General features: G+C 39.9%; 16 protein-coding genes and 3 pseudogenes. 14 read left to right on the top strand and 5 right to left on the bottom strand.

Annotated features, from left to right (window positions below):
- The first annotated feature begins 29 nt into the window (after nucleotides 1-29).
- The 6 genes from NLP_RS13450 (at nucleotide 30) to NLP_RS13425 (ending at nucleotide 6352) form a co-directional block, all read left to right on the top strand.
- On the top strand, nucleotides 30-1232 hold the full coding sequence (locus NLP_RS13450) for a PP2C family protein-serine/threonine phosphatase (RefSeq protein ID WP_104906830.1): 1203 nt from the start codon (nucleotides 30-32) through the stop codon (nucleotides 1230-1232).
- A 124-nt stretch (nucleotides 1233-1356) separates the two neighbouring features.
- On the top strand, nucleotides 1357-1938 hold the full coding sequence (locus tag NLP_RS13445) for a DUF6272 family protein (protein WP_104906829.1): 582 nt from the start codon (nucleotides 1357-1359) through the stop codon (nucleotides 1936-1938).
- Between the two features lie 42 nt (nucleotides 1939-1980).
- Nucleotides 1981-2337 (top strand): slr1659 superfamily regulator, encoded by a 357-nt coding sequence (locus tag NLP_RS13440; protein WP_199784819.1) that lies wholly within the window; start codon nucleotides 1981-1983, stop codon nucleotides 2335-2337.
- Nucleotides 2338-2504: 167 nt separating this feature from the next.
- A complete protein-coding gene (locus tag NLP_RS13435) occupies nucleotides 2505-2861 on the top strand; it encodes a slr1659 superfamily regulator (protein WP_104906828.1) in 357 nt (118 codons plus the stop codon).
- A 72-nt stretch (nucleotides 2862-2933) separates the two neighbouring features.
- Complete coding sequence (locus NLP_RS13430) at nucleotides 2934-4592, top strand: mechanosensitive ion channel family protein (RefSeq protein ID WP_234017313.1); 1659 nt, start codon at nucleotides 2934-2936, stop codon at nucleotides 4590-4592.
- Nucleotides 4593-4606: 14 nt separating this feature from the next.
- Nucleotides 4607-6352 (top strand): hypothetical protein, encoded by a 1746-nt coding sequence (locus NLP_RS13425; RefSeq protein WP_104906827.1) that lies wholly within the window; start codon nucleotides 4607-4609, stop codon nucleotides 6350-6352.
- 477 nt (nucleotides 6353-6829) lie between these two features.
- On the opposite strand, the gene NLP_RS13420 is transcribed toward NLP_RS13425, so the two are convergent.
- Nucleotides 6830-7012, bottom strand: a complete 183-nt coding sequence (locus tag NLP_RS13420; RefSeq protein WP_104906826.1) for a CsbD family protein — start codon at nucleotides 7010-7012, stop codon at nucleotides 6830-6832.
- A gap of 406 nt (nucleotides 7013-7418) precedes the next feature.
- On the opposite strand from NLP_RS13420, the pseudogene NLP_RS36070 reads away from it, so the two are divergent.
- From NLP_RS36070 to NLP_RS13385, 6 genes and pseudogenes are all read left to right on the top strand, one after another.
- A pseudogene (locus NLP_RS36070) lies at nucleotides 7419-8402 on the top strand (TIGR02587 family membrane protein); the annotation flags it as partial.
- A complete protein-coding gene (locus tag NLP_RS13405) occupies nucleotides 8399-8797 on the top strand; it encodes a TIGR02588 family protein (protein ID WP_104906825.1) in 399 nt (132 codons plus the stop codon). The pseudogene NLP_RS36070 and the gene NLP_RS13405, both read left to right, overlap by 4 nt.
- A gap of 575 nt (nucleotides 8798-9372) precedes the next feature.
- Nucleotides 9373-9669, top strand: coding sequence for a calcium-binding protein (locus NLP_RS13400; protein WP_104906824.1), 297 nt, complete (start codon nucleotides 9373-9375; stop codon nucleotides 9667-9669).
- A 103-nt stretch (nucleotides 9670-9772) separates the two neighbouring features.
- Nucleotides 9773-10498, top strand: a complete 726-nt coding sequence (locus NLP_RS13395; RefSeq protein WP_234017312.1) for a hypothetical protein — start codon at nucleotides 9773-9775, stop codon at nucleotides 10496-10498.
- A gap of 395 nt (nucleotides 10499-10893) precedes the next feature.
- Entirely contained in the window at nucleotides 10894-12114 is a 1221-nt protein-coding gene (locus NLP_RS13390; protein ID WP_104906822.1) for an MFS transporter, read from the top strand.
- 48 nt (nucleotides 12115-12162) lie between these two features.
- Complete coding sequence (locus NLP_RS13385) at nucleotides 12163-13140, top strand: hypothetical protein (protein ID WP_104906821.1); 978 nt, start codon at nucleotides 12163-12165, stop codon at nucleotides 13138-13140.
- Between the two features lie 47 nt (nucleotides 13141-13187).
- Here the strand turns inward: NLP_RS13385 and NLP_RS34155 are convergent, their stop codons facing one another.
- From NLP_RS34155 to NLP_RS13375, 3 genes are all read right to left on the bottom strand, one after another.
- Complete coding sequence (locus NLP_RS34155) at nucleotides 13188-14120, bottom strand: hypothetical protein (protein ID WP_199784818.1); 933 nt, start codon at nucleotides 14118-14120, stop codon at nucleotides 13188-13190.
- Nucleotides 14121-14185: 65 nt separating this feature from the next.
- Nucleotides 14186-14728, bottom strand: a complete 543-nt coding sequence (locus tag NLP_RS34150; protein WP_199784817.1) for a hypothetical protein — start codon at nucleotides 14726-14728, stop codon at nucleotides 14186-14188.
- Between the two features lie 188 nt (nucleotides 14729-14916).
- Nucleotides 14917-16386, bottom strand: a complete 1470-nt coding sequence (locus NLP_RS13375; RefSeq protein ID WP_104906820.1) for an FAD-binding domain-containing protein — start codon at nucleotides 16384-16386, stop codon at nucleotides 14917-14919.
- Between the two features lie 285 nt (nucleotides 16387-16671).
- On the opposite strand from NLP_RS13375, the gene NLP_RS13370 reads away from it, so the two are divergent.
- Together NLP_RS13370 and NLP_RS13365 are read left to right on the top strand one after the other, a co-directional pair.
- Nucleotides 16672-17235, top strand: a complete 564-nt coding sequence (locus tag NLP_RS13370; RefSeq protein ID WP_104906819.1) for a cupin domain-containing protein — start codon at nucleotides 16672-16674, stop codon at nucleotides 17233-17235.
- A gap of 269 nt (nucleotides 17236-17504) precedes the next feature.
- Nucleotides 17505-17735: pseudogene (locus NLP_RS13365) on the top strand (IS701 family transposase); the annotation flags it as partial.
- Nucleotides 17736-17800: 65 nt separating this feature from the next.
- Here the strand turns inward: NLP_RS13365 and NLP_RS13360 are convergent.
- Nucleotides 17801-18816 (bottom strand): annotated as a pseudogene (locus NLP_RS13360) (IS701 family transposase).
- Nucleotides 18817-19181 lie beyond the last annotated feature (365 nt).

The raw sequence follows: 19181 nt of genomic DNA, 5'->3' as shown, positions 1-19181 counted from the left end.
TGAATTTTATTAGTATAGAGAAATTTTTTATGTTGCATCTTGGATCGGAATTTTTGACATTTTCTTTTATTCCTCATGGTCATTGCTATCTTTGGAAACCCGGTTTAGTTTCGCTACATGTAATCTCTGACGCACTCATTGCCCTATCTTATTACTCTATTCCCGTTACACTGTTCTACTTCGTTAACAAGCGTAAGGATTTGCCTTTTATTTGGATTTTTCTGCTGTTTAGTGGATTTATCGTAGCTTGTGGCACTACTCACATCATGGAGATTTGGACGCTTTGGTTTCCAACTTATTGGGTATCAGGATTAATCAAAGCGCTAACAGCAATAATATCTGTAATTACAGCCCTACAACTTATCCCCTTAGTCCCACAAGCCTTAGCACTTCCTAGCCCAGCTGAATTAGAACGAGCAAATCAGGAAATCAAACTCTTAAATGAAAAACTCACAGCCGAAAATCTCCGAATGGGTGCTGAACTAGAGGTGACTAAACGGTTGCAACAGATGATTCTGCCCCAACCGGAAGAATTAGAAATTGAAGGACTCGACATTGCCGGATACATGGAACCCGCCGATGAAGTCGGTGGTGATTACTACGATGTACTACATACCGACGGAGTTACTACCCTTGGTATTGGTGACGTGACTGGACACGGGCTAGAAAGCGGAATTCTGATGGTGATGACTCAAACAGCCGTGCGAACTCTCAAAGAGCTAGGCGAGTATGACCCGGTGAAGTTTCTTGATGCCCTCAACCGCACTATATACAAAAATGTGCAACGGATGAACTCGGAAAAGAATTTGACGCTGGCGGTACTGAATTATTCAAAGGGCAACTTAAGCATCAGTGGACAGCATGAAGAGATCCTGATTATCCGTAACGATGGAAAAATCGAACGTATCGACACAATGGATCTCGGCTTTCCGATTGGACTCGATGATGACATTGCCAGTCTTATTAGTCATGCAACAGTAAAGTTACAGCCTGGAGAAGGTGTTGTTCTTTACACCGATGGCATTCCAGAAGCCTATGATATCGACAAGAAACAATATGGTGTGGAACAACTGTGTATAGCAATTAGCCAGAACTGGCAGAACTCAGCACAGGTGATTAAAGATGCCGTCATTACTGATGTCAGGCGACACATTGGCAAGCAAAAAGTATTTGATGACATTACCTTACTGGTGCTGAAGCGAGAAGCTGAACAGCCTGATTTGGTGAACTAGCGCGTTGCGGGGGTTCCCCCTGTTGTAGCGACTAGCGAACCCGTAAGGGAAAAAGCGTAGACATAACCTAAATTTAGGAACACTTATAACACAAAACTCAATTACAACTAGAACTGGAAAAACGATGGCACAGATTTTTGGCAATTTCATCGAACAATTTCCTCCCGAACACGACTCACTCGAACTCACATTTACCCCAGATTCTCGCCCAATTAAACAGCGTTGGCGTAACAACCGACTATCGGCTCACTTTCTTGCTGACTATTTCTCCAACTTTCTGCCAATCGATGAAGATGACCCAACTCACGCACGACAGCTTAAAGAGACGCAAGCTGCTGTGGTTTTTGTGGCAAACGAACTGTTGGAAAACGCCATGAAATTCAATGATGGAACCACTCACTCTAAAGTAAGATTTGGGATTCATTTTGTAGAGGAGGATCAGATCACGGCTGTCCTTTTTGCCACAAATAGCATCAGTGCGGCGGGTGTTGATAAATTTCAGGCATTTATTCAAGAACTACTAGTTTGTGACCCCAACGAACTTTATGTCCAGCAAGTTGAAAAAAGTGCAGAGGAAAATAGTGAAGCATCAGGTTTGGGATTTTTAACCATGATCAATGACTACTCTGCACGGCTAGGCTGGAAGTTCGTTCAAGAAATGCCCAATACGATCACGGTCACGGCAATGGCACTTTTGCCAGTCTAGAATTTATTCTTAATTTCAAATTGTTGATGAAGAGAATCCAACATGATTGCAATGCAAGACGTTAAAGGCGAGGACTACACCGTACACGTTGAACCTGAGACTTCAACGGTTCTCTTCCAAGGGGAACTCAGTTTAGGTGGGCCTACAGAGTACGCTCCGATTGCCGAACTCTTAAATAAAGTGGTAGAGACTGAGCCAAATACGATGACTCTGGATCTGAGAAATCTAGGATTTCTAAATAGTTCTGGCATTAGTATGTTGTCCAAATTTGTGCTGAGTGTGCGGAAGAAGAAGGGCGTTCAGTTAGTCGTGCTGGGATCAAATGATATGCCCTGGCAAGGGAAATCTCTAAAGAACTTGGAGAAACTGCTACCCGGACTCAAGCTAGATATTCAATAAGGTTTACACCCCATGCTTCCACCACTGCACAAAGTCAAAGCCAATGCTGTCTTTGCCATACATCGTTGGTAAATGGACTTAAAAATAACTAACTCTATGGCACTATTGCCAATTAGCGAGTTTGTTCTTAATCATGATGTTCAAATTGTTGCTCAAGATAACCCAACATGGTAGCAATGCAAGACGTTAAAGGCGAAGAATACACCGTATACGTTGAACCTGACACTTCAACAGTTCTCTTTCAAGGGGAACTCAGTTTGGATGGCCCTACAGAGTACGCTCCTATTGCCAACCTCTTAAATAAAGTGTTACAGACCGAGCCAAATACAATGACTCTGGATCTGAGAAATCTGGGATTTGTAAATAGTTCCGGCATTAGTATGTTCTACAAATTTGTGCTGAGTATGCAAAAGAAAAAAGGCGTTCAGTTAGTCGTGCTGGGATCAAATGACATGCCCTGGCAAGGGAAATCTCTGAAGAACTTGGAGAAACTGCTACCCGGACTCAAACTAGACATTCAGTAGGATTTACACCCCATCCTTGCACCACTGCACACAGTCAAAGCCAATGCTGTCTTTGCCATACATCGTTGGTAAATGGACTTAAAAACAATGCTCAAAGAACTTTTACCATTTCAAGCCAATACCTGGAGTTTTTTTCTAAGTAGCGTAGTGCTGACGATCGCCGGGACAATACTCCTTTACATCATTTTATTTTATGTTCTGCGTTCAATCTTTCGTAAATTTGAACGAGATATCGCCCTGGTGACGCTGAATGTATCTGCGTATCCGGCTCTCGCGGTTTTTATTCTAGGCGTTCTTAAATTTACCTTCCATCAGTTGCCCTCCGTGAAGCTGATTGACGGCATTGAAAATTTATTGGCAGCTGGTTTAATTATCTCGATTAGTTACTGGCTCGTTCAACTATTTACTCAGGTTTTCATTTATTATCTGCGGGGGTATACCCAGGAAACGGAATCCATGTGGGATGATGTACTCCTACCCTTGCTGGAAGCAGTTGTTCCCGTGATCGTTTTCACGTTAGCCACTGTTTTTGTACTGAAATCCTTTGGTGTGGATCTAACTGGAATTTGGGTAGCTTTGGGTGGGGCAACTTTTGTAATTGGCTTTGCGGCTCAGGGAATTTTAGCTAACTTTTTTAGTGGAGTTGTATTACTAATTGATACTCCCTTTCAGTTTGGCGATGTATTACTGCTTGAGAATGGCTCCATTGCCATGCTGCAAAAAATTGGGGTGCGAGTGACTCAACTGTATATACCATCTAAGCATTGTAATATTTATATCCCTAACAGCACACTGCAAAGTCAAAACATTACAAATCTCAGCCGTCCGACCTCGTACTACCATTACTCTACCGACATGAAACTGCCGATCGCGCTGAATGTTAAAGAAGCAAAGCACGTGATGGTAGAGGTCATCCAGGCTCATCCCGATACTCTAGGTGATATTGACCAGAAATTAGCACAAATTGATCGCTACTATCAGTTAGAAGGATTAGAAAACCAACAGAAGATTGGCAAATTGCGTCTGCTTGCCGAACAAGAAGTGAACTTGAAACTAGAAGAAATTGCACCTGCGCTTGAGGCACTTGTCGTCACCTTGCAGTTTGCTGAAAAAGGTGGCATGACCAACGAGGAAATTGAGAATGTGCAACAAGAGTATCGAGAGTTTTTAAGCGCAATCGGTTTAGAAGTTGTCACCGAAATCTACCACAATCGCTCAGTTTTTACACTTAAAGAGAATCGTTCTCAAGACAGCTTAATTGAACTGATCCGAAATTGGTATCGCATTTACATTCGGGATTTTCATCTTTTAGATAATGATAGCAGCATTATAACTGAAGAATGGGAACGCAAAATCAATTTGTTAAAGCGGAGAGTGCAGCGTTTGTACCAAAAAATTTCTAATCCTCAAAATGAAGAAACCCGATTAGATGACTATGTAATGGAACTGAATCAATGGTTACGAGAACGGTTTAAAGAACCCCGACAAAAGTGGCAGGAGCCACAAGTTTTAATCAAAGGAATCGAAAATAGTGACGCGATAACTTACGTTCAGTTCAACCTGAATTTTTTTGTTGATGATATCAGGCTAGAAAACGGTCGTCGGGGCGATCGCGTCAGCAGCCAAATTTATGAAGAGGTTGTGCGATACCTCAAACAGAGCGCCACCGAAGTAATTGAACCTCAAGCGAACTCCAACGCAACTATCACTGTCCAAGGTGATAACTCATAATTCACACATCCACCATGATTACCTCTAACTTTCAACCGAAACCAACGCTCGATGCTGCACAGCGTACTCTGATGGCTGAAGCTTTCCAAGTTACTCGTCATCTCACAAATGGCAGTGGAGATGCTCATTTACAACAGCGATGGCAGCAACGGCTTTATGAATTACAAGCAACATTACAAGGATTTGCCCATCCAATTTGTCGTGAGGATTGTCCAGTAGAAACTATCCCAGTCAATGTCCGTCAAGCGTTTGCCGAAGCGATCGCCTTACTCAAGCACTACTACGAGTTGGGGGGTGCAGTTTGGCAGGGAACTGTATCATCTATCACATTGAGTCAGTACAAAGTTGAAGCAACACCAGCTGAGTCATTCACATTTGCCATTCCTCAACTCTGCCAGCAGTTTCAGTTAGCAACTGAAGTTCAGGAACAAATGACGACACTGTTGCAGACGGTCGATCGTAAAGTCGTTCAGCAAAAGCAGATCATTCAGGCAGCCCTGACGAATGTCGGTTTATTACCTAACTTAAAAAGTGCGCCGCCTGCTGCACCACTAATTCTATTTCAACATTTGTTTGGAGACATTCCCATTCCAGTTGAGGCGATCGCAGTTCTTTTTACAGAGACTCAAATTTACTTTTGTATTGATTATTCTGACAATCAACTACGTGATTCAGCCGTGTGGGAACAGCTATCAGAGATTGAACGTGAGCGAATCCAACAGTTTTTAGAATCCCTTAGTAACTTTAAGTTTGAACAATTCCGTCACTTTCCCTCGTTTAGCTTTAGCGATCCAGCAAGCATTGATGCTGCTTGGAGTGCTCGTCTAGCTCAAGCAAGTGATTTAAGCCAATCGCAAATTCTCCAAACTCTCAGTCATTCAGTGAGTATTCTGCCTACGAAAGATGCCGAAAAGTATTTGCTGCATGACATTTGGGGACATAACTGGCAGTCCATGCTGACTCAGTTTCGGGGCGACTATCAGATATTGGCAAGCTGTAGCGATCCGCTACGACCAGCTGAGACTGCCTATACCGGCTATGGGCCGTTGACCTGCCGGGAAATTTTTCAGCGCCAGGGAGAACAAGTATCTGTTGATGCAGAACGGGCACGGCTGTTTTTTCAAGGAGAGGTACGGCAACGCTTGGGGCTAATGTTTACCCATTTAATTGGTGAAATGGTTGCAGATGTGGCAGAGTTCAAATTTATCTGGGATCGTCCGGAATTGAGCGAACAACTTCCATGTTCATCTTCACTCAAAGAAAATCCGACGAAACTGGATTTTGCATTTGCAGATTTAGACTTTTTATTTTTGCGAGTGCTGCAACCGTTGCTAGATATCAAGCTATCGATCCTTGAAGAATCGGTTTTAGAACAAGAGTTACTAGCAGAGTGGGGCAGGTTGGGAGAGTCTATTCAGTCACTAGAGGCACGAGTCAGTTTGAAGCAAGCGATCGCCCAACTTTACCAAATTTTCTTTGAGGAGTATTGGCTGACCTGTTTGCCCACAATTACAGGTAATACCAGCATTTATGCCGATGTAATTGCCAATTTGGTTCACCTGCAAAACGTGATCAATACTCTGTTTACAGACGTTAGCTTACATACTCTAGCTGATGTTCCATTTCAAACCTTGTTGCTTTTATTCATGGGGTGCTATTGCAGTGGCGATAGTTATGAAGAGTTCTGGCAAGTTGACGATGCGATCGCGCAATACTTTATTCCTTGCTACCGTCAGCTAAGTCAGTTGATTAACAACTAAAAACTAAAAAGTTAGAACAAGGTAAGCCATTTGTCAGAGTTGAGAATGCAATTACGCAACTTAATCACTCACTGGTTCCCTTATCGGAGTTTTGCGAACCTCCTTTGATAACTCGCTTGCAAGCTGAACGCTTCAACAAGATCGTTGTTAACATCTGCGGAGCTTGCCCAAGTTGTAATTGTGAAATCTCTGGTATTTGACATCTAATTAGTGAATGCTGGCTTGGATGCGTATAACTGTCTCAAATAGTAAAAACCCTGATTTAATCCTTGTTATGTCAGGGTTTTAGGTATTTACAACACTGTGACAATATTTTGTTAACAAATAATTAGTTAATGTACAATGGAAACGACAACTAAAAAATCAGTGTTTTTACGCCATAAAAAACCCCACTAACTTATAGAAAGTGGAGTAATTAAAGTTACAAATTTAGGAGTCAATCATCGATAAAATCGCTATTTCACTAGACAAGCGAAATTATTCTAAAGCTTTCTTGAGTTCGTCTTTAATATTTTCTACGGTGTGACCAACTTGGGCTTCAGCTTGCTTTGCTTGCCCTTCAGTTTTATCTTGTGGATTACCTGTGACTTCACCCACAACCTCTTGAATTTTTCCTTCAATATTTTTTGCAGTCGCTTCTATTCTCTTTTCGGCACTCATGGTTTTTATCTCCAGCTTGTAGTTGATTCAGGGAACTCCAAAAATAAGTTACTACTACTTGCAAAGCGGGTCGAAAAGCCCGGCTATTTCAGAGGACGGGTAAGACGCTCATCCTACAAGTAATAAAATATTTGAGTTATTTTATTACTTGGAAATCCCTAAGCTATTAAATAATCTAACAGTTCTGTATTGTTTTTTACTTCCATCAACCGAGAGAAGATTTTGGTAAATTATATTAACTTAAGATAGATGCCGATCATAATTGTAGCAGATAATGCAAAATATGAAAATCTGATAAATAAAATTTATATATATTAAAAAAATAACTTTTTCCCCAATAAATGAACTATAAGTTAAAGCAAAATTTAAATAAAAGGAAAATAAAGGAGTGCCAACAAAAAGTCAAAAAAATATCTGGAAGAATGAGATTAATGACATCATTCGAGGTGCTTGTGGAGGTTTTTTGTTTGGCATACCCTTGCTGTACACAATGGAGGTTTGGTGGATTGGATCGCTGGCAAAACCACAACTAATAATGATGGCGATCGCATTAATGTTTATTGTGGTTTACTTGCTCAATCAGATAGAAGGCTTTCGCAAACGCACATATAGCTGGCTAGCGGCTCAAACCTCAATGGATACCGTCGAAGCGATCGCGATCGGACTAGTACGCCACGGCGTAAATAAAGCAACCATTTAAAATCCCTAAAAAGCCCATTCCATTATACTTTTGACTTTTGACTTTTGACTTTTGACTTTTGACTTCCGCCTTGCGGTACTAGCTTGTTCTACCTTTGTGCTGTTACTATTGCGAGAATTGACACCAGAAACCTCCTTAAGGGAGTCTTTAGGTAAAATCATCTTTGAAAGTGTGCCCTTTGCTCTCGGTGTAGCATTAGCGAATCAGTTGTTGGGAGATACTGAAAACAGTAATGGAAAAGGACAAGAAAGCGATCGGGAAAATAGCACAACCAGGAACAAAGGGGATGAGTTACACGCCACCTTTGCTGATGTGGGTGGAACCCTAATTGGTGCAACTATAATTGCATTTAATATCGCTCCCACAGATGAAATTCCGATGCTTGCAGCCGCAACCTCTCCACCTTGGGAGTTGGCAATGATCGCCGCATCTTTGCTGATTTCTTATGGCATTGTATTTCAGGCAGGTTTTTCTAACCAGCAAAAACGTAAAGAGCAAAAGGGAATTTTTCAACGACCATCAAGTGAAACGATTATGTCTTACCTGGTATCATTGCTAGCAGGTGCTTTTATGCTGTGGTTTTTTCAAAAGTTAACTCTTAGCGACCCCTGGACAATGTGGTTAGATCACACATTGATACTGGGTTTACCTGCAAGTATTGGTGGTGCAGCTGGAAGGTTAGCAATATGACTAAAACAGAACAACAACCAAAGCGCTCAATAGCTGAGTGGATAACATTCAGCATCGCCTCATTTATCCTAGCAATTATCGTCAGTCTAGTCGGCTACACTTGGCTGAACGAAAAAAATCAACCTCCGATCCTTTCTGTCACTAAAAAACAAACAATTAGAGAAATTAATGGTCAGTTTTATGTTCCTTTTGAAGTTGTCAATAGTGGAGGAGACACAGCTGAGTCAGTTCAGATTATGGCTGAGTTACTGATTAACGGCAACGTTACAGAAACAGGAGAGCAACAGATCGACTTTTTATCTAGTGGGGAAAGTGAAGAAGGTGCATTTATATTCAGCCATAACCCGCGCCAAGGTCAGTTAACTCTGCGTATTGGTAGCTATAAATTGCCATAGGGGACTGACAAATAAAAAAATACCCCACAATACTGGATAATCTATTTGTTGGAAGTATACCCGAACTCAACCCTCACTCCACTTGCTTTCATAGTGGCAACGCTAAGAGCAAGTTCGGGTGAGCGATCGCGTGGGTAGGGTATTTCTGTACCTGACGTGCCTCTGTCTCCAACACGCTGTTTGCGTTCGTAGAGAAGTTGAAATCTACTGTATAAATCCTATATTTTATTGCTTCACCATATTTCCAACACAATAGCGATCGCCTTTTTGAAAGCCTTGAATATAGCGGTTCTCGTTTGGATGCAATACATTTTGACCTCTCTCCAAACCTCTCTCCTAAAAGGAGAGAGGCTTTGAATCTTACTCCCCAACGCTAGCTCTTAAGGGGCTGGGGGTTAGGTCTGTATTGGACTCAACCGAGAAGTGCTATAAATAAAATAATTTTAGTAAATAAATTATTTTATTTTTCTCTCGTCAGAGATATAAAATAGGATTAACTGTTTTGAGGCATATTTCATCAGAAATTTATAATTTTGATATTTGTAATATGTCAGTATTACAAATATCAAAATTATTTGATATACAAAACTATCAAGGAATATTTTATATCTATTATTATTAGTATTCCTAATGATGATTTATTGGTGTGTACTAGTCATGACTACTGGATTTTTGCTTATGAGGGCAATGACAATATCTCTGCTAGTCTTGCAGATAACCTAATTGATGCTGGAAAGAATAATGACAAGTTGGCTGGTAATGGAGGCAATGACAAATTTCAGAGCGGTCGGCGCGATAATAGCAGTTGTTTGAACTCTCTTGATCGGAACAACGCATTGCCTCATCTTGAGTATTTAATTGTTGCATTTTGATGATATTAGTTTAAAAATTTAAGGAGTAAACATTGTGGAAGTCACGATAAATCAATTGTTTAAGTTATCTGTAAAATATTTTTCAGCAATCACAGCCATAATAATGGTTCTCCCATTACCAGTTAAAGCAGCTACATTCTTAGTAACTGAACGCGCTAGTTTAGGAGGTAATGATGAAGTTAATTGGGAAAATTTAGGTAAAGTATTTAATCCGTCTGCCCCTGATTTTTCTGCTTTTCTACCTAATTCTTTTTCAGGAACATCGCAACGTGGTTTAGGCTTGGATATAAATATAACTCCAACTAATAAGCCTCAAATTACTCCACCGTTTGTCTTTCAAACTTTACCTCCACCTGGCATTCGGAGTAACTTCAGTCTAGGTGATTTTATTCTCTTCGGAGGTATAGACCCAACAGGTTTTATCCCTCTTCCTCCTGGTACTCCCGATCCTGGAACTCAGGGGAACGGCGGGCCTTTTTCGATTAGTTTTGCCCAGCCAGTTTTTGGCGCTGGAACTCAGATAGCTGTAGACACTGGTAAATTGAAAATTGAAAATTCGATCGCCGCTTTTGATAACGCCAATAACCTATTGGGTACTTTCTCAGTTCCAAATATTTCTTCCTTAGCATTAGATAATTCGGCAGTATTCTTGGGGATTCGTAGTGACACTCCAAACATCTCACGACTTGTTTTTAGCAGTTCTGCTCCACAATACGGCTTGGCTATTAATCAGGTAAGCATTCTTGCAGTTCCCGAACCAACTTATATCTTAGCGATATTAGCTTTTGGTGTTTCAGGTGCTGTTTTGAAACGACGCAAACATACTTAACACTCCCACAGCATCGAAATAGTTTTCATTTAATAAGTTAGAGATTTTGGACATACTCAAACTTCTCTAAGTATGTAACGTAAGTTCCAGATAATTCTTGTCTTTAACCAAATTCAACTCAATGTTATACAAAGAATTAGAAAGCATCATAGACGCTAAGATACAAAAAGCCATACGGAAGCACGAAATCATAGTTGCTTTCATTAGTAGTATTATTGGCTTGATTTTTATCATGGGTTTGTTCCATGCTATTTTGCTCAACCACACTGAAATTCAAACATTTTGCTTGTACTGATTACTATTTGTAATCAATAGCTCTTTACAATCAAGCATTCCCCGATGTTCTTAAAACTAATCCAACTTACACATCTTTTTTATAAAATGGAATTGCACAGATGGAGAGTAAAAATAATAGCAGGGCTATATTCGTCTTATTTTTGACTGTATTTATAGACTTGCTCGGCTTCGGAATTATTCTGCCGATACTGCCTTTGTATGCCGAACAATTTGGTGCAAAACCTAATGAAGCGACTCTACTTGTAGCTATTTATTCTTTAATGCAGTTCTTATTTGCACCATTATGGGGCAGATTTAGCGATCGCTACGGTCGCCGTCCGATTTTATTACTGACTTTATTCGGTTCGGTAATTGCATACATAGGCTTAGGTTTTGCCAACTCATTATGGATTTTGTTTATTGCTCGTAGTCTTGCTGGGATTATGTCAGGGAATATTGCTACTGCTCAGGCGTACATAGCAGATATTACCACACCAGCTAATCGAGCTCGTGGCATGGGTGTAATCGGCGCAGCTTTTGGTCTTGGGTTTATTTTCGGCCCAGCGATTGGAGGTCTTTTAATCGGGTCAGATCCGAACAACGCTAACTTTCATCTACCGTCGTTGTTTGCAGCCGGATTATCCTTATTGGCATTTCTTTGTGCTTTGATATTACTTCCAGAATCTCTAAATTCTGAGACTAAAGCCAAAATTCAAGTTCATCGTCACCGTCAGCGATTGCTGAACTTACTACAGCTGTCACAACGTCCACAGCTTTGTGTGCTTGTTGGCATCTACTTTTTAGTCACCTTTGCGGTTGCAGCTATGGACTCTACATTAGCTTTATGGTCTAAGCAGCAATTAAATTGGGGCCCTCAACAAGCTAGTTATCTTTTTGCTTTCATGGGGATTGTCAGCACAATAATTCAAGGAGGGCTAATCGGATTCCTCAAGAAACAATTGGGTGAAATCAAGTTACTTATCTTGGGAATATTAGGATTAGGTTTAGGATTACTGTTAATTGTATTCTCAGAAAGCTTAACTTTTTTGTTGATTGCTACCACACTTGTGGCATGGGGAATTAGTGTCAGTCAACCAATATTGAACAGCTTGATTTCCCAGATGACACCTCCAGAAGAACAAGGACAAATATTAGGAATCGCCAGTTCTTGCTCTGCATTGGCACGCATCGCTGGGCCAACGTGGGCAGGAGTTAGTTTTATGAAATTTGGGAGTTTTGCTCCTTTTTTGAGTGGATTTATAGTAATGGTAATAGCTTTCACTCTTAGTTTACGAGTGACTAAAAGCGCATCTGAATCAAACACAGAACGTATCGCCTGAAAATCTAGGTCTGAATTACGAATTACCAATTACGAATTACGAATTATTATGACAGGTCGCCGAGTATTATTTTTAGGCATATTTATAAGCATCCTCCTCACCTACGCAATTTGGATTGGTGGGAGCATTCCTGCAAATATCATCAAACTTCCTGACCAAGGATTAAACTGGTACTACTGGAAACTTCCCCAACCAACCTTTTGGAGTAGAGCAACGGCTTGGGGTATGTACCTTGGGCATCAGTTTAGCATCTGGGCGTGTATCTTGTGGGCGCAGCGATCGCAGTTGAAATACAAATCAGCGTTGCACCCGATAAATTACCTCATGCTTGCCATTAATGGTGCATTCATTGCTTTACACTTCCTTCAGACCTATATTTGGTATGATGCTCTAGCTCAAGATACTTCAATTTGGGCTTCTCAAGGTGCAGTTGTACTCTTACTAGTTTTTGTACTGATTTTAGAAACACCTCGACGCGGTTTGTTTTTTGGCAATTCTGTTCCATTCCATCAACAGTTTTTGCAAATTATCAAGCTGTACCACGGCTATTTTTTCTCCTTCGCCGCTATCTACACCTTTTGGTATCATCCAATGGAAGCGACTTTGGGGCACTTAATTGGTTTTCTCTATATGTTCTTGCTGCTGCTCCAATCATCGTTGATATTTAACCGCACTCATGTAAACCGTTGGTGGACATTCTCTTTAGAAATTACGGTGGTTTTACATAGTGTTGTTGTGTCGTTGATGCTAGGACAAAGCAAGTGGCCTACATTTCTCTTTGGTTTTCTGGGTATTCTCGTGCTTACTCAACTTCACGGTTTACCTGTGGGTATCTTGACTAAACGTACTATCTACGGTGCTTTTTTAGTGAGTGTCCTGGCGGTTTATGCACTGACTGAACGCGGCTTGGGCAGAATTTACGAAGTAACCTATATACCTCTGATTGAGTTTGGATTAGTTGGTGCAATTTACTTAATCTTCCTGCTCATCTTATGGACAATTTCTCGTTTACCTGTCAAGACGTAATATCACATTAGGGTTTAATAACTCATCTGGGATATTTTAGAGAAATTTTAAATAATTGAAATATTCTTTAAGTGTCCATAATTATGTCCTTTATTATCACGTTGTATAGGAGAAGAAGCATTCTGTTTTGAAAGGATTAATTCTGCCCAATTATTAAGACTTCTATCGGAAATCAAATGTTCAAACTCATGTAGAGAATATACAATTGGCGGTATATTCAACCCCATACGAGAGCAATAGTCAGTTTGCTTTACCATCTCCTCAAATACTGTAGATGCAGCAATACTGTCATAAAAAGTCAAAATAAGAGGAATCACTGGCTTGTCGTGAAGATTTAAAGCTTTTACTGTGTTGCCAATTTGCTCGAATGCAGAATGAATTCGACACCAAACATCAGCAAGTTTATCAGCATGAAAATAGGCGCTTGTATCGGCAGACATAATACTACTTTTGCATTCTAATACGATATATGAACTTGAAGTTTCAATGAGAAAATCAGCACGCTTATCTTTGCTAGAGGTAGAATTTTTGACTTCAGAAATTCTTTTAAAAGAATTAGGAATAATAAAAGGAAGAAGTGTATTTTCAAGATAATCCTCGAATGAGCGACTTAATAATCCTTCTAACCTTTTCCTAGTACTATCCTCGAAAACAAGACCTCTAATCTGATTCCAACAAGATTCAGAAAAAGAAAAGGGATCTGGCGAACAGAATCTTTCACTATTCAATTTAATAAAAGGAACTTCTAGAAAATAATTATAAAATAGAGGTTGATAATAATCAGGAACACTATTAAGTGTTTGATTAATTCTATTCCGAAAGGAATTATCAGCTTCCGAGGAAAAAAGCTCACTATTTTGCTTAACAAATATTTTTATATTTTCTGGGTTAATACCGTGTTTTTGAACTTCATCGTCTATATCAAGAAATTCAGAAAAATCCCAAAATCCTTTTCTATTATAAAAATTGCCAAACACCATTAAGCAACCTACAATTTGTTTGAAGTAATTTATTGGACTTAGTTTTGTGCGCTCTATAAAATCATCTAAAAATTTTTGTCGGAATGTTTATCCAGTAGCTCAATAAATTTTATCGTTCGATGTATGCGAGCAACTGGGTATCCCAAACCTGCATTTTGAAAAGCTACTAGCCTTTGTAAGAATAAACCAGCTATATGAGCACGAATTACTTCTAAATCCAAAATGTTACTCAATTTTAACGACCAATTACGTGATGTTTTTTCATGTTCAATTTCCCATTTTTGGATAGAACTTAATACGACTTCTGCTTCTTTATCAAGAATACGTTTGTCTGAAATGGTATGATGTTCCCAACTATGGTAAGCATTAATTAAACTGTCAAACGTCTCAACACTAATATCCCCATGCCGATAGGGATTACCTGCACTAGCTAGTAACATGAGTCGGACAGCATAATTGCGTTCAGTATTACTATGCAACCAATCTAAAGGATCTGAATATTTCGTTTCCCACTTTTGCCAGCATTTCTTAGCTCCAATCTCTAGAATGGATGTTGAGTTGTAGCGGCGAATAAACTCACGTAGCTCAGAAAAACTTTTGAAATCCATTTGCAGTTAAAGAGCAACAAGCTAAGACGGATACGTAGCAAAATTTGTATTATGTTAACATATCCCCTTTAACTAAACCTTAAATATCTCCATAAATTAATTATGCGTTGCTCAAAATTTTTGGGAGGCACAATTCATTAATTATGCCTACATCATTTTCGGGAATGTCTATTAAAAAACTAACAATTTTACTCACCACTACTAATATTTTTTTGCTGTTGATAACGCTGTTTAAACTGCTGTTGCTGTATTTTATGATCCACAATTGGGTCAGGATAGCCAACAGCATGACGTTCTAAAGGTGGAATTTTACCAGTAACTAAATATTCTGTATCTACAGACCGCAATTCTGATACCCATTGTCGAATATATTCCCCCTCTGGATCGAATTTTTGCGTTTGACTGGCTGGGTTGAAAATCCGCACAGGTTTGGGGTCCATGCCGCTAGAAGCACTCCATTGCCAACCGCCATTATTAGCAGATAAATCACCATCAATCAGGTGTTGCATAAAATATTTTTCTCCCAATTGGGGATTAATTAGCAAGTCTTTAGTGAGAAAACTCGCAACAATCATCCGACAGCGGTTATGCATCCAGCCGCTTTCATTCATCTGACGCATTGCTGCATCCACAATGGGATAGCCAGTTCTCCCCTCACACCAAGCTTGGAAGTGTTCTTCGTTAGTTTGCCAAGGAAAGTTTTTAAAGGTGTCGCGGAAAGCACCATCAGCTAATTCAGGAAAGTTATACATTGCATGTTGATAAAACTCCCGCCAAGCTAATTCCTGTTGCCATGTGCGGATATTAACTGCTGTTTCCTGACTGCGGCTGTTTTCCAGTGCTTCTATCGTGGCTTGCCAAACGGTGCGAATGCCAATTACCCCAAATTTTAAAGCTGCACTCAGTTGTGATGTACCGTCCACTGCGGGAAAATTGCGCTGTTCTTGATATTCAGTAATGGCTTTATTAGTAAATTCTTCTAATCGTTCTTGTGCCGCCGCCTCTCCTGGTGAAATAATCAATTCTCCATCCCAAATAAATCCTAAATCTTTTGCTGAAGGTAGTGCGTTCGTCGAAGACGTTGGCGAAGCCATCGCTCCTGCAAGTTTGGCAATTTCCTGTTCAGCTTCCGTTAATCCCTCAACATTTTGCAATGTTTCTACTGGTTGACTCTTTGGTTTAGTAAGCCAATTTTTCCAGAAGGGGGTGTAAACCGTGTAAGGACTGTTACTACCCGTGCGTAACTCCTCTGGAGAGTTGAGGATTTGATCCCAGTTTTGGTTAAGAAACTCAATACCTTTTTCTTTGAGGGCATTTATAATGGTGCGATCGCGTTCTTGTGAATAAGGTTCTACATCCCAATTCCAAAAAACAGCTTTGGCTGTTAAAGCCTCTGCTAAAGCTGGTATCGCTTGTACAGGATCGGCGTGGAGTATTAACAACTGGCTACCAACTTCAGCATATCGCTCTTGGAGTTTCTGCAAACAGCCAATCATATAAGTTACTCTCACAGGAGCAACATCATCCCGTTCTAGAATATGCGGATCGAGGCAAAACACGCCCACTACCTTCGGACTCTGCTCTTTTGCCGCAGCCAGTCCCGTATTGTCAGAAATGCGTAAATCGCGCCGATGCCAAAACAGAATTAAGTCAGACATTCCATGCTGGATATAGTTCACCCGTACTAGCTTAGATGCTAGTGGTACCAATAAGCATCATTCTGACGATAAATTTATTCTTTTAATGGGTATTTAAGAGTTTAACTATAGCAGTTTGCAATTGCATGGTGTAGGGGCGCACAGCTGCGATCCTTACGAATTCAAATGAAAATCGCGATCGCAGAATGTCAATCGCAAACTAAACCCCGGTTTGTCAATCGGGATAGTGGTTTTTTAGCTCGAAATTGAGTATACTCTTCTTAACAGTTAATTAGTCTTTTTGTCATGGCTAACCTACTACTTGACGACGGTACGATTGAGAGCAATTTAGACGAAATAGCTAGTGAACTTGCGCCTCTTGGCATTCAACTCAAACACTACGACCCAGGAACATCGCTACTCTTCCCTAATCTGCTAGACCAGGACGTTTTAACTGAGTCCGAGAAACGTTATTGCGTAGAACTCCATAACAGTGTCTTTGAATTTCTTCAGCAAGAAAATGGCGCTCTCTGGTGTGACTTATTAAATGTACATCCAGGTTCGGTCAATCTTCACCACCTAATCGCAACCTACGGTCGTTACCATACTCATCCTGCGGCTGAACCCCTCTATGTGTTGTCAGGAGAAATGATTTATGGTTTCGTGCGACATGATGGCAGTCAGGTACAGCTTTTAGTTCAGGCACAAGACTATCTCTACATCCCCGCTGGCGTTGAGCATTGGTGCAGCCTAACTGCATCGTTGAATTTCAAAGGAGTACGCTATTTTGCGATGGCTGCGGCGGGTTGCGCCAATGCAGAAGGCTGGATTCCCAATTATACAGGGACTCAAGTGAGTGATTCGATCTAAAAGCCGCGTTAAAGCTCATTTATGCACGTCCTTTGGGCGACCTCACGAAATCGCGTTGCTCCCCCCTAAGCCTTGTGAAATGCGCTGTTTTTGAGTCAGGACTTACGCAACTGGCACAGTGCGATCACTATTTTGTAGTATTTATGTACTATATAAAAATGGGGTATCCACAGGTAATTGCTGAAATTAGTAACAATAATCGGCTGTGTCAGTATTCTTCAAATTATGAGAAAATTAGTTGAGGATGCATAAAATAAATTCTGTATTTTATGATATTTACTAAACTTAACTATTGCCAATACTTGTTAAGTAGTCAGATTAATTATACTCTCATAAACTTGGCAGATCATTTAGAGCAGATTAGTCATGATAAAATTAACCGTTATCTCAAGAATGAAAAGTTAACACCACGTTTGCTTTGGGATAATGTTAAAGATATCATCCAAGTGAGTAATAGCGCATATCTAGTTTTTGATGACACAGTACTAGATAAAAGATATGCAATTAGGACTTACGCAACTGTCACAAGCGATGGCGCAGCTACGCTGCGCCGAGCGCCCAATAACTAGGCGATAAACATGGGAACATTCGGACGTTTTAGTTGCTGAACTAAATAATTTGATAACAATCCATGCTTAATTTGATAGATTGTTTGATCAGTTTTATAAGCTAAATCTTTGAGCCTAAGCCAGACTAAAATAGCGCGAGGCTTTCATGATTTCTTTGAATACGACCCTTGCGGCATTGACATGACTCAATGCCAGTCAATTGTTTTAATTCTCTATGAAACTCCTCAACCTTCCAACGAACCTTACACACTTTTTGCACAACGTCCGTAGAGTCTTGAGATAAATCGTTTGTAGCGATAAAATCCGTTCTGTCGGTGGAGACAGTTACCCGGAATAGTTTCACTTTTTTTGCGCCTGATAACTTTTTTATTTTAACTGTTTTTCCTGATTTTAACTCTTTCTCATCCCAAGATAACAATTCAATTCTTTTATAGTCTTCTTGCTCTTCGGTATCATCAACAAGTCGATTACGTTTCAGAGGACAATAATAATATTTCCCTAACCCATCAATATATAACATCAATTTATTTGTCGCATACCAACTGTCCATTAAGACGGCTTTAAATGGTAATTTTTTATGGTACACAAAGTTTTGCAGCATCTCTGTTACATGTTCTATCTTTGTTTTCCCATCTCTGTCTGGATCATAAACAGAAAAGTCAACTACCCAAAACTTTCCGATTTCATGATTAACATATACACAATTTACTAGCCCAATCCCTTGAATTACACCATGCTCATTGCTACTATATTGGCGTTTACTTGGCTCTATTTCAATAGCGTATCGTTTATCAATTACTGTGTCATCAAAAACCAAGTAGGCGTTATCATTTATTTCTATTAAATCTTTCACGTTATCCCAAAGAAGACGGGGTGTTAATTTCTCATTTTTTAAATAACGGTTGATTTTATCATGACTTATCTGCTCTAAATGCTCCGCCAAATTTGTCAGAGTATAATTAATCTGACTACTTAACAAGTACTGGCAATAGTTAAGTTTAGTAAACCTCATAAACTACAGGATTTATTTCATGCATCCTCAACTAATTTTCTCATGATTTGAAGAATACTTAACACACCCGATTACTGTTACTAATTTCAGCAATGCCCTCTAGGTACGCCACTTAGTATATAGTACATAAATACTATACAAATGCGATCGCGCTGTGCCAGTTGCGTAAGTCCTGTCAAAATTAGGAACTTGGTTCTCCTTATAGAGCAAAAACCCTAGCTTTTTAGCAAAAACTTTTTCTATGTTACTGATTCATGGTGAAATCGAAAAAGTAAAACTAAGACCCCATATAGTTTTTAGCATTAGCGTTCGTGCAACGACTCCGCAGGAGTATCGCGTTGCGAAAAAAATGGATAAAGTCGAGC

It is taken from the genome of Nostoc sp. 'Lobaria pulmonaria (5183) cyanobiont' (assembly GCF_002949795.1).
Lineage (GTDB): Bacteria > Cyanobacteriota > Cyanobacteriia > Cyanobacteriales > Nostocaceae > Nostoc.
Note: the sequence above shows the minus strand (reverse complement) of the source record. Positions and strands in the feature narration are given on the sequence as shown.

Bases quoted from the DNA above. Each gene is read 5' to 3' on its own strand.
- NLP_RS13385 (WP_104906821.1), top strand. From the start codon at position 12,163: ATGACAGGTCGCCGAGTATTATTTTTAGGCATATTTATAAGCATCCTC.
- NLP_RS13450 (WP_104906830.1), top strand. From the start codon at position 30: ATGTTGCATCTTGGATCGGAATTTTTGACATTTTCTTTTATTCCTCAT.
- NLP_RS13390 (WP_104906822.1), top strand. From the start codon at position 10,894: ATGGAGAGTAAAAATAATAGCAGGGCTATATTCGTCTTATTTTTGACT.
- NLP_RS13370 (WP_104906819.1), top strand. From the start codon at position 16,672: ATGGCTAACCTACTACTTGACGACGGTACGATTGAGAGCAATTTAGAC.
- NLP_RS13435 (WP_104906828.1), top strand. From the start codon at position 2,505: ATGGTAGCAATGCAAGACGTTAAAGGCGAAGAATACACCGTATACGTT.
- NLP_RS13395 (WP_234017312.1), top strand. From the start codon at position 9,773: ATGGTTCTCCCATTACCAGTTAAAGCAGCTACATTCTTAGTAACTGAA.
- NLP_RS13420 (WP_104906826.1), bottom strand. From the start codon at position 7,012: ATGAGTGCCGAAAAGAGAATAGAAGCGACTGCAAAAAATATTGAAGGA.
- NLP_RS34150 (WP_199784817.1), bottom strand. From the start codon at position 14,728: ATGGATTTCAAAAGTTTTTCTGAGCTACGTGAGTTTATTCGCCGCTAC.
- NLP_RS13375 (WP_104906820.1), bottom strand. From the start codon at position 16,386: ATGTCTGACTTAATTCTGTTTTGGCATCGGCGCGATTTACGCATTTCT.
- NLP_RS34155 (WP_199784818.1), bottom strand. From the start codon at position 14,120: ATGGTGTTTGGCAATTTTTATAATAGAAAAGGATTTTGGGATTTTTCT.
- NLP_RS13405 (WP_104906825.1), top strand. From the start codon at position 8,399: ATGACTAAAACAGAACAACAACCAAAGCGCTCAATAGCTGAGTGGATA.
- NLP_RS13445 (WP_104906829.1), top strand. From the start codon at position 1,357: ATGGCACAGATTTTTGGCAATTTCATCGAACAATTTCCTCCCGAACAC.
- NLP_RS13425 (WP_104906827.1), top strand. From the start codon at position 4,607: ATGATTACCTCTAACTTTCAACCGAAACCAACGCTCGATGCTGCACAG.
- NLP_RS13430 (WP_234017313.1), top strand. From the start codon at position 2,934: ATGGACTTAAAAACAATGCTCAAAGAACTTTTACCATTTCAAGCCAAT.
- NLP_RS13440 (WP_199784819.1), top strand. From the start codon at position 1,981: ATGATTGCAATGCAAGACGTTAAAGGCGAGGACTACACCGTACACGTT.